The 7,080-nt window shown below is 73.5% G+C and carries 9 protein-coding genes; 7 read left to right on the top strand and 2 right to left on the bottom strand.

The features are described 5' to 3' along the window. The 5 genes from E2C05_RS26515 to E2C05_RS26495 all read left to right on the top strand — a co-directional run. Nucleotides 1-776 (top strand): ABC transporter ATP-binding protein (locus tag E2C05_RS26515; RefSeq protein WP_338045199.1); only part of this gene is annotated, 776 nt, incomplete at its 5' end. A gap of 124 nt (nucleotides 777-900) precedes the next feature. Next, on the top strand, nucleotides 901-2,097 hold the full coding sequence (locus E2C05_RS26510) for an ABC transporter substrate-binding protein (RefSeq protein WP_240046904.1): 1,197 nt from the start codon (nucleotides 901-903) through the stop codon (nucleotides 2,095-2,097). Next, nucleotides 2,097-2,966 (top strand): branched-chain amino acid ABC transporter permease, encoded by an 870-nt coding sequence (locus E2C05_RS26505; RefSeq protein ID WP_133222658.1) that lies wholly within the window; start codon nucleotides 2,097-2,099, stop codon nucleotides 2,964-2,966. Before E2C05_RS26510 ends, E2C05_RS26505 begins: the two co-directional genes overlap by 1 nt. A 1-nt stretch (nucleotide 2,967) precedes the next feature. Beyond that, nucleotides 2,968-3,870, top strand: coding sequence for a branched-chain amino acid ABC transporter permease (locus tag E2C05_RS26500; protein ID WP_133222657.1), 903 nt, complete (start codon nucleotides 2,968-2,970; stop codon nucleotides 3,868-3,870). Next, nucleotides 3,867-4,364 (top strand): GAF domain-containing protein, encoded by a 498-nt coding sequence (locus E2C05_RS26495; RefSeq protein WP_133222656.1) that lies wholly within the window; start codon nucleotides 3,867-3,869, stop codon nucleotides 4,362-4,364. Before E2C05_RS26500 ends, E2C05_RS26495 begins: the two co-directional genes overlap by 4 nt. Nucleotides 4,365-4,430: 66 nt before the next feature. Here the strand turns inward: E2C05_RS26495 and E2C05_RS26490 are convergent, their stop codons facing one another. Together E2C05_RS26490 and E2C05_RS26485 are read right to left on the bottom strand one after the other, a co-directional pair. Beyond that, nucleotides 4,431-5,426: a Bug family tripartite tricarboxylate transporter substrate binding protein gene (locus E2C05_RS26490; protein ID WP_133222655.1), complete on the bottom strand. Its 996-nt coding sequence runs from the start codon at nucleotides 5,424-5,426 to the stop codon at nucleotides 4,431-4,433. 362 nt (nucleotides 5,427-5,788) lie between these two features. After that, nucleotides 5,789-6,550, bottom strand: coding sequence for an amino acid ABC transporter ATP-binding protein (locus E2C05_RS26485; RefSeq protein ID WP_240046903.1), 762 nt, complete (start codon nucleotides 6,548-6,550; stop codon nucleotides 5,789-5,791). A gap of 87 nt (nucleotides 6,551-6,637) precedes the next feature. Here E2C05_RS26485 and E2C05_RS26480 point away from each other — a divergent pair, with 87 nt between their 5' ends. Both E2C05_RS26480 and E2C05_RS26475 read left to right on the top strand, forming a co-directional pair. Beyond that, nucleotides 6,638-6,898 carry a 2Fe-2S iron-sulfur cluster-binding protein gene (locus tag E2C05_RS26480; protein ID WP_240046902.1) on the top strand — a complete coding sequence of 87 codons (261 nt, stop codon included), beginning with the start codon at nucleotides 6,638-6,640 and terminating at the stop codon, nucleotides 6,896-6,898. Beyond that, the coding region (locus tag E2C05_RS26475; RefSeq protein WP_158292380.1) for an FAD-dependent oxidoreductase at nucleotides 6,895-7,080 on the top strand (186 nt) is incomplete at its 3' end. The genes E2C05_RS26480 and E2C05_RS26475, both read left to right, overlap by 4 nt.

Raw genomic sequence — 7,080 nt, 5'->3', positions numbered from 1 at the left:
GGCCGCCCGGCGCATCCGGGCCCGGCGCCCCGCAGCGGCGGCCCCGGCGCATGACCGACGCTGCGGCGCCGCTGCTGCGGGTGGAGGGCGTGATCGGTGGCTATGGCGCGGCCGATGAGATCCTCAAGGGCATCGACCTGTCGCTCCCGCCCGGCCGGATGGCGGCGATCGTCGGGCCGAATGGCGCCGGCAAGTCGACGCTGCTGAAGGCCATCGCCGGGCTGGTGACGCTGAAATCGGGGCGCATCCTGCTGGACGGGGCGCCGCTGTCCGGCCTGCCGCCGCGGGCGGTCGCGGCCCGCGGCATCGCCTTCGTCCCGCAGGAAGCCAACATCTTCCCCTCCCTGACGGTGCGGGAGAATCTCGAGATCGGCGGCACCCTGGCCCCGCCGGGCGAGGTGGCGGCACGGCTGGCGGCGCTGCTCGACCGCTTCCCGGTGCTGGCGGAGAAGCGGCGTCGGGCCGCGCGCACGCTGTCGGGCGGGCAGCGGCAGGTGCTGGCCATGGCGATGGCGCTGATGGTGAAGCCCCGGCTGCTGCTGCTGGACGAGCCCTCGGCCGGCCTGTCGCCGCTGGCGGCGGAGACGCTGTTCGACGGCATCGCCGCCATCCATGCCGAGGGCACCGCCATCCTGATGGTGGAGCAGAATGCGCTGGAGGCCCTGGCGATCGCCGAGGAGGGCGTCGTGCTGGTCGATGGCAGGGTCGCCCGCACGGGCGATGCGCGTGTGCTCGCATCGGACCCTGAGGTGCGGCGGCTGTTCCTAGGCGGCTGACCCATGGTGGCCAGAGGCCTTTCGGCCTTTGGCGGAGGGGGGAGCGCGAGGGGGGCGGAGCCCCTCTCGCAGTGTCGTGTGGAGCCTGCGACACTGCGGCGGTTCATCGGAGGAGGCAGGGATGATGCGTATCGGCCGGCGCGCCGCGCTGCTTGGGACGGGTGTCTTCGCCATCGGCGGCCGCGCCTTCGCGCAGGCCATGCCCGTCACCTTCGGCGCGCTGCCGCCGCTGACCGGCGCCGGCGGCCCCTATGGCCCCGCCATGCTGCGCGCCATCCAGGCCGTGGTCGAGGAAGCCAATGCCGCCGGCGGCATCCCCACGCGCCAGGGGGGCCGGCCGATCCGCGTGGTGGCGGAGGACGACCAGACCAACCCCGATGCCGGCGTCCGCAGCGCCCGCAAGCTGATCGACGTCGACCGCGTCTCGGCCGTCATGGGCACCTGGGCCAGCGCCGTCACCACGGCCGTCGCGCCGCTCTGCTGGGAGAACCGGGTGCCGCTCTTCACCGTCTCCGGCGCCGATTCCATCACCCAGCTGCCGCATCAGGGCTATGTCTTCCGCACCCAGCCCAACAGCCGGCTGCAGGTCACCACGGCGACGGACTGGCTGCTGGCGCAGGGCGCCCGCCGCGTCTTCCACCTGGCGGCGCAGAGCCCCTTCGCGCAGTCGAGCCAGGAGGTGATGGCCGAGAAGCTGCGCGCCGCCGGCGGCAGCGTCACCGGCTTCGTCATCTACGAACGCGACAAGACTGCCTTCCGGTCGGAGGTGGACCAGTTGCTGCGCTCGCGCTCCGACACCGTGCTGCTGAACGGCTACCTTCCCGACGTGACGATCCTGCTGCGGGAGCTGTACCGGGCCGGCTTCGACGGGCGGAAGCTCACCTTCGCCTATGCCGCCAATCAGCGGACCTTCGAGGCCCTGCCGAACGAGGTCACCAACGGCCTGATCACCTTCCAGCCCAGCCCGGACATGGACAGCGGCGCCTTCCGCCGGCTGCAGTCGCGCTTCGGCGGGACGGAGGTCGACCCCTATTCCGCCCAGACCACCGACCATGCCGCGCTGGCCATCCTGGCCGCGGCGCAGGCCGGCGATGCCACCGGCGTGGCGATCCGCGACCATGTCCGCCGCATCACCGGCGGTGAGGGCGAGAAGGTCGACAACGTCACCGACGGACTGCGCGCCATCGTCGCCGGCCGGGCGGTGAATTACGAGGGCGCCTCCGGCCCCTGCGACTTCGACGAGAAGGGCGACATCCGCGGCACGAAATTCCGCTTCGAGGTCGCCGAGGCCGGCCGCTTCCGCCTGCTGCAGATGATCTGATGGAGGATTGGCGCGACCTCCTCCAGGTCCTGGTCAACGGCGTGATGGCGGGCAGCGTGCTGATGCTGCCCGCCATCGGGCTGAACGGCATCTTCGCCGTGCTGCGCTACCCGAATTTCGCGGTGGCCGGCTTCGCCACCATCGGCGCCTTCGCCGGCTGGGTGGCGAATGTCGCCTGGGGCATGCCGGCGCCGGCGGCGCTGGCCTTCGCCTTCCTGGTCGCCGGCGTCGCCGGGCTGCTGGCCGAGGAAGCGGCGCTGCGCCCGCTGCGCCCGGCCGGGCCGCTGACCGTCGCCATCGGCTCGGTCGCGCTGACCCTGCTGCTGGAGAACATCATCCGCTTCGCCTTCGGCAACGACCTGCGCGGCTATGACCTGCCGGTGCAGCGCGACTGGCGGTTCGACGGCATCCGGGTGAACCCGCAGCAGCTTGCCAATGCCGGCACGGCGCTGGCGGCCGCCGGCGCGCTGTTCGCCCTGCTGGCCTTCACGCGGCTGGGCCGCGCCATGCGCGCCGTCGCCGACAACCCGGTGCTGGCCGACATCAAGGGCGTGGACCCCGACCGCATCGCGCGGCTGGCGGTCTTCCTCGGCGCCGGGCTGGCGGGGCTGGGCGGCATGCTGGTGGGGCTGGATACCTCCATCGACCCGCTGACCGGCTTCCGCGTCATCCTCTCGGTCTTCGCCGCCGCCGTGGTCGGCGGCCTCGGCTCCATCCCCGGGGCGGCGCTGGGCGCGCTGGTGGTGGGCGTGGGAGAGGAGCTGGCGGGTGTCATCCTCTCGCCGGCCTATCGCAGCGTCACCGCCTTCCTCGCCATCCTGCTGGTGCTGCTGCTGCGGCCGCAGGGGCTGTTCGGGGCGCGCGCCTGAGATGGACGCCTATCTCGCGGCCATGCTGGTCTTCGCCGGGCTCTATGCGCTGATGGCGCTGGGGCTGAACCTGGCCTGGGGCCTGGCGGGCATGGTGAACCTGGGCCTCGCCGGCTTCGTCGCCGTCGGCGCCTATGGCTCGGCGCTGCTGACGGTGCGGCTGGGCTGGCCGATGCCGCTCGGCATCGCCGCCGGCACGCTGCTGGCGGCGGTCGCCGGCGCCGGCCTCGCCTTGCTGGTGGCCAGGCTGCGCGGCGACTACCTGGCCATCGTCACCCTCGGCTTCGCCGAGGTCATCCGCCTCATCGCCAGCAACGAGACCTGGCTGACCAACGGCACGGACGGCATCAGCGGCATCCCCGGCCCGCTGCGCGGCGCGGTCACGCCGCAGCAATTCAACCTGGTGCTGCTGGGCCTCGTCTGGGGCTCGGTTGGCCTCGTCTTCCTGCTCTCGGCACGGCTGTCCCACAGCCCCTTCGGCCGGGTGCTGCGCGCCCTGCGGGAGGATGAGGAGGTCGCCGCCGTCGCCGGCAAGCCGGTGCTGGCCTTCCGCGTGCGCGCCTTCGCGCTCGGCACTGCCATCTGCGGCCTCGCCGGCGCGCTCTACGCCCATTACAACGGCTATGTCGCGCCGGACGGCTTCGCGCCGCTTCTGACCATCTACATCGTCCTCGCCCTGACCGCGGGCGGCGGCGGGTCGATGCGCGGCGCCGTGGCCGGCGCGGTGCTGGTCATCGTCCTGCTGGAAGGCACGCGCTTCCTCGCCGGCGCCATCCCTGGCCTCGCGCCGGTGCAGCATGCGGCGCTGCGGGAAGCCTCGGTCGCCCTCGCCCTGCTCCTGCTGCTGCGCTGGCGGCAGCAGGGCCTCATCCCCGAACGCACCCTGACGAAGGCCGCGCCATGACCCGCCCCGACCCCGCGCCCCACCTCGCCGCCGCCGCCGCCGCCACCGCCCGGCCGGGCCAGCCCGCCGCGCTGTTCGACGCGCTGGACCAGGCCATGGGCGGCGCCATCGGCCACATCCTCTTCACCATCCTGGTCGCCGACCGCAGCGCCGGCTTCAACCAGCGCTGCTACACCAACATGCCGGAGGCCTATCCGGTCGGCGGCCGCAAGCCGATCGTCGACACGCCCTGGTTCCGCCGCGTGCTGGACGAGGGCCAGCCCTATATCGGCCGCACCGCGGAGGACATCCGCGAGGTGTTCTTCGACCATGACCTGATCCGCAGCCTGGGCTGCGACAGCGTGCTGAACCTGCCGGTGCGCTGGAACGGGACGAGCATCGGGACGATCAACCTGCTGCACCGCGACGGGTACTACACGGAGGCCGATATTCCCACCGGCCAGCAGTTCGCCGCGCTCGCGGTGCCGGCGGTGCTGCACGTCATCCGGTCCTAGCGAGAAGGCTCTGCCCTCTCGCTCTCTCCCGCCAAGGGTCGGAAGGCCCTTGGAACCCTCGAGTCTTCAGGTCGCGTCGGCGGTGATGCCCAGATCGCGGATCGCCCGGCCCCACCTGGCCGCGTCGGCGCGCATCAGGGCACCGAAGGCCTCGGGCGTGTCGTTCGCCACCTCGACCCCGATCGCCGCCATGCGGTCCTTCACCTCCGTCTGCATGATGGCGCGGTTGAGCTCCGCATTCAGCCGCGCGACCACTGCGGCGGGCATCCCGCGCGGGCCGAGCGCGCCATACCACACCGCCAGCTCATAGCCCGGCAGCGTCTCCCCCACCGTCGGCACGTCCGGCAGCAGCGCGCTGCGCCGCCCCTCCGTCACCGCCAGCAGCCGCAGCCGCCCGGCATTCACATGCGGCAGGGTCTGAGTCGCCGCCGAGAAGAACAGCTGCACCTGGCCCGCCACCGTGTCCAGCACCGCCGGCGCGCCACCCCGGTAGGGCACATGCACCATGTCGAGGCCGGCCATCTGCAGGAAGATCGCGGCGCAGAGATGGTTGGCCGACCCCGCGCCGGCCGAGGCATAGCTGAGCCTCCCGGGATTGGCCCGCACATGCGCGATGAACTCCGCCACGGTCCGCGCCGGTACCGAAGGGTGGATCACCATGGTGTTCAGCGCATGGCCCAGCAGCGCGATGGGGGAGAAATCCTCGACGCCGTCGAAGGGCATGTCCTTCATCAGCGCGTGGTTCATCGCATGCGTGTTCATGGCGTTGAACAGGATGCTGTGCCCGTCCGGCGCCGCCCGCGCCACCACCGCCGAGCCGATATTGCCCGAGGCGCCGGAGCGGTTCTCGATCAGCACCGGCTGCCCCAGCGCCAGGCGCAAGGGCTCCGCCAGGGTGCGGGCCAGGATGTCGGTGGTCCCGCCCGGCGCCCAGGGCACCATGATGGTGATGGGCCGGCTGGGGAACGCGCCCTGCGCCCTTCCGGCCAGCGGCAGCAACGCCGCGGCCAGGGGGGCGGCCAGCGCGGCGCGACGGGTGGGGGCGATCAGGGTGGTCGGCATGGCCTCGGTCTCCCCGGCTGGTCGGACTCCAGCCGCTGTCGCGCCGGCAGGCAAGCCGGATGCCGCGCCGGGACGGGGGCGACGGGCCAGGGCCAACGAGCCAGGGGCGACGAGCCAGGGGCGACGGGTCAGGGGCAACAAGCCAGGGGCAATGGTTCATGGCCGAAGGGGCAGGGACCGCAACACCCGGAGCGATGGGCGGGCAGGCCAGAGGCGATGCGCCGGCGAGGCGTTTCGGCGCGCGCGCCGGCAGGCCGGCCCCGCCGGGGCGACCGACACCCGGCGGCTCGCGCCATCGCCGGGTCCCCCCTCTCAGCCGTGCTGCCGTAGCAGCGGGGCGCGGCGGCCGGTGCCACCCGTGCTCAGTGCCGCAGGATCCGCGCGGTGAAGTCCCGCAGCCGCGGGCTCCGCGGCGCGTCGAAGACCTGCGCCGGCGGCCCGCTCTCCACCACCCGCCCGGCATCCATGAACACCACCTTGGTCGCCACCTCCCGGATGAAGGCCATCTCGTGGCTCACCACCAGCATGGTCATCCCGTCCCGCTGCAGGGCGCGGATGCTGTCCAGCACCTCCGTCACCAGCTCGGGGTCGAGCGCGCTGGTCACCTCGTCCAGCAGCAGGATGTCGGGCCGCAGCGCCAGGGCGCGGGCTATGGCGACGCGCTGCTGCTGCCCGCCCGAAAGCTCGTCCGGATAGGCATCCACCTTGCCGGCCAGCCCCACCTTGGCCAGCAGCGCCCGCGCCTCCGCCTCCACCTCGGCGGCCGGCCGCTTCTTCACCAGGGTCGGCGCGATGGCGACGTTGCGCAGCGCCGTCATGTTCTGGAACAGGTTGTACTGCTGGAAGACGATGGCGAAGCGGTCCCGCGCCGCCCGCAGGCTGGCGCGGCTGCCATAGTCCACCGGCCGCCCATCCAGCGTCACCCGCCCGGCCCGTGGCGGCAGCAGCCCGACCAGCGCCCGCAGCAGGGACGACTTGCCGGACCCGGAGGGCCCGATCAGCCCCACCACCTCGCCGCGCGCCACCTGCAGCGACACATCCGCCAGCACGTCGCCCTTGCCGCCGGCATAGCCGGCGCGCAGCCCTTCCAGCACCAGGAAGCCCAAGCCCGTCCCCCGTCGCACCGGGCTGGACTTTCCCGGCGGCGCGCCGGGGGGTCAAGCGGCGCGCCGCGGCATGGACGGCGGCGCGCGGCAGGATAGGATCGGCCCGTGTCGGACACGCTGCGCATCGCCGGGATCGGACGCCCGGCCGGGATCGGGTTCACCTTCCGCGGCCAGCCCCTGCGCGCCCCGGCGGGGGAGGCGCTGGCCGCGGCGCTGCTCGCCGCCGGCATCCGCGACCTCGGCGGCGGCCATGCCGCGGTCTGCCTGATAGGCACCTGCCAGCAATGCCTGGTGCGGGTGGATGGCAGGCTGGCGCAGGCCTGCCTGGTGCCGGTGCGCGACGGCATGGTGGTGGAGCCGGCATGACGGACTGCGATGTCGCGGTGCTCGGCGCCGGGCCCGCCGGCATGGCCGCGGCGACGGAGGCGGCGCGCCACGGCGCCCGCGTGACGCTGCTGGAGGAAAGCCCGGCGCCCGGCGGCCAGGTCCACCGCGCCCCGCCGCCCGCCTTCGCCGCGACGCCGGATGCCGACCGCCGCGCCGGCGAT

The organism is Paracraurococcus ruber, assembly GCF_004353985.1.
In the GTDB taxonomy this organism is placed as follows: Bacteria; Pseudomonadota; Alphaproteobacteria; order Acetobacterales; family Acetobacteraceae; genus Paracraurococcus; species Paracraurococcus ruber.
The sequence above is the reverse complement of the archived record's forward strand: the minus strand, read 5'-3'. Positions and strand labels throughout refer to the sequence as shown.

Coding starts and splice junctions, on each gene's coding strand:
- E2C05_RS26510 (WP_240046904.1), top strand. CDS start 901: ATGCGTATCGGCCGGCGCGCCGCGCTGCTTGGGACGGGTGTCTTCGCC.
- E2C05_RS26505 (WP_133222658.1), top strand. CDS start 2,097: ATGGAGGATTGGCGCGACCTCCTCCAGGTCCTGGTCAACGGCGTGATG.
- E2C05_RS26500 (WP_133222657.1), top strand. CDS start 2,968: ATGGACGCCTATCTCGCGGCCATGCTGGTCTTCGCCGGGCTCTATGCG.
- E2C05_RS26495 (WP_133222656.1), top strand. CDS start 3,867: ATGACCCGCCCCGACCCCGCGCCCCACCTCGCCGCCGCCGCCGCCGCC.
- E2C05_RS26490 (WP_133222655.1), bottom strand. CDS start 5,426: ATGCCGACCACCCTGATCGCCCCCACCCGTCGCGCCGCGCTGGCCGCC.